General features: G+C 69.2%; 1 pseudogene. It reads left to right on the top strand.

Annotated elements, in window-relative coordinates:
- Positions 1–123 precede the first annotated feature (123 nt).
- Positions 124–2,564 (top strand): annotated as a pseudogene (locus tag x551_RS21000) (MMPL family transporter).
- Positions 2,565–2,566 lie beyond the last annotated feature (2 nt).

Here is a 2,566-nt window from a genome sequence, read left to right as displayed (position 1 = left end):
CCTGGTGCCCACGCAGGACGGCGCCCTCGCACTGGCCGGGCTGCGGGGTCCGCAGCGCGTGGACCTGGCTGCCCCGCCCGCCGCCCGCTGACGCCGCAGCGCCGTTCTTCATCGACGACATCCATGCACGCAGACTCCAGCCTCGACCCGCATCCCGTGATCGCGCGCGTCGAAGACTTCGATCGCCGCTCGGGCAACTTGCTCGAACGCGCCTTCTTCAACTTCCGCCCGCTCGTCCTCATCGCCTGCCTGCTGGTCACGCTGCTGCTCGGCTGGCAGGCCGGCAAGCTGCAGCTCAATGCCAGCTTCGAGAAGATGATCCCGACCACGCACCCGTACGTGATCAACTTCCTCGAGTACCGCGGCAAGCTCAGCGGCCTGGGCAACTCGGTGCGCATCGCGGTCGAGACGACCTCGGGCGACATCTACGACAAGACCTACCTCGAGACCCTGGCGCGCATCAACGACGAGGTGTTCCTGCTGCCCGGTGTGGATCGCGCCTACATGAAGTCGCTGTGGACGCCGGCGGTGCGCTGGACGGCGGTGACCGAGGAGGGCCTGGAAGGCGGCACGGTGATCTCCGAGGACTACGACGGATCGCCGCAGGCGCTGCAGAAGGTGCGCTCCAACATCGAGCGCTCGGGGCAGATCGGGCAGCTCGTCGCGAACGACTTCAAGTCCAGCATCATCTACGTGCCGCTGCTCAGCCGCATCGAGGCCACCGGCCAGGCGCTCGACTACGCCGAGTTCGCGCGCCAGGTGGAGGCGCTGCGCGCGAAGCACGAGTCGGCCACGATCCGCATCCACATCACCGGCTTCGCAAGATCATCGGCGACCTGATCGACGGGCTGGCGGAGGTGCTGAAGTACTTCGCGGTGGCGATCGTGATCGCTGCGGCCATGGTCTACGCGTACAGCCGCGACCTGCGCAGCACGCTGCTGGTGGTGTCGGTCTCGCTGGTGGCGGTGGTGTGGCAACTCGGGCTGCTGCCCACGCTGGGCTTCCGGCTCGACCCGTTCTCGATGCTGGTGCCGTTCCTGGTGTTCGCGATCGGCATGAGCCATGGCGCGCAGAAGATGAACGGCATCATGCAGGACATCGGCCGCGGCACGCACAAGCTGGTGGCGGCCCGCTACACCTTCCGCCGCCTCTTCCTCGCCGGGCTGACCGCGTTGCTGGCCGATGCGGTGGGCTTCGCGGTGCTGCTGGTGATCGACATCCCGGTGATCAAGGAGCTCGCGCTCGCGGCGAGCCTGGGCGTGGGCGTGCTGATCTTCACCAACCTGATCCTGCTGCCGGTGCTGCTGTCCTACACCGGCGTGAGCCGCCGGGCGGCCGAGCGCAGCCTGCGCACCGAGCTGGCCGACAGCGCCGGCGGCGAGCGGCACCGCGTCTGGCACACGCTGGTGCGCTTCACGGAGCGCAAGTGGGCGCTGGGCGCGATCGCGGTGTCGGCCGGTCTGGCGGCGCTCGGCTTCGCGGCCAGCCTGCACCTGCAGATCGGCGACCTGGACCCCGGCGCGCCGGAGCTGCGCCCCGAGTCGCGCTACAACCGCGACAGCGCCTTCATGGTCGCCAACTACGCCGCCAGCGCCGACATCCTGGTGGTGATGGTCAAGACCGCCGACAAGGGCTGCGTGAGCTACCCGGTGGTGTCGCGCATCGACGAGCTGGCCTGGGCCCTGGAGCAGCTGCCCGGCGTCGACTCCACCAGCTCGGCCCCCGCGCTCGCCAAGCTGTCCTCGGTGGGCTACAACGAGGGCAACCTCAAGTGGTACGAGCTGGTGCCGAACGAAGCCGCGCTCGGCACCCTGCTCACCTACGCGCCGCGCGAGCTGTTGCCGGCGAGCTGCGACCTGCTGCCGCTCTACGTCTACCTGAAGGACCACAAGGCGGCCACGCTCAGCCGCGTGGTCGAGACCGTGGAGGCCTTCAAGGCTCAGCACGACTCCGACGAGGCGCGCTTCCTGCTGGCCGCCGGCAGCGCCGGCATCGAGGCGGCGACCAACATCGTCGTGCAGCGCGCCTGGTACGAGATGCTGGCGCTGGTCTACGGTGCCGTGGTGGTGCTGTGCTTCGTGACCTTCCGATCCTGGCGGGCCGTGGTGGTGGCGGTGCTGCCGCTGATGCTGACCTCGCTGCTGGCCGAGGCGCTGATGGTCATGCTGGGCATCGGCGTCAAGGTCGCGACGCTGCCGGTCATCGCGCTCGGCGTGGGCATCGGCGTGGACTACGCGCTGTACATCCTGTCGGTGATGCTGGCCCGGCTGCGTGCGGGCCACACGCTGGCCCAGGCCTATTACGGGGCACTGCTGTTCACCGGCAAGGTGGTGATGCTGACCGGCCTGACGCTGGCCCTGGGCGTGGCGACCTGGGCGTTCTCGGACATCAAGTTCCAGGCCGACATGGGCATCCTGCTGGCCTTCATGTTCCTCTGGAACATGCTGGGCGCGCTGATCCTGCTGCCGGCGCTGGCCTGCTTCATGTTGAAGCCCACGGTGGCGCGCAGCGACCGGGCCGCCGGCCCGGCGGTGCCGGCGGAGCCGCACAAGCTGGCGGCCTGAGG

The organism is Methylibium sp. T29 (genome assembly GCF_000576205.1).
GTDB lineage: Bacteria > Pseudomonadota > Gammaproteobacteria > Burkholderiales > Burkholderiaceae_C > Methylibium > Methylibium petroleiphilum.
The sequence above is the reverse complement of the archived record's forward strand: the minus strand, read 5'-3'. Positions and strand labels throughout refer to the sequence as shown.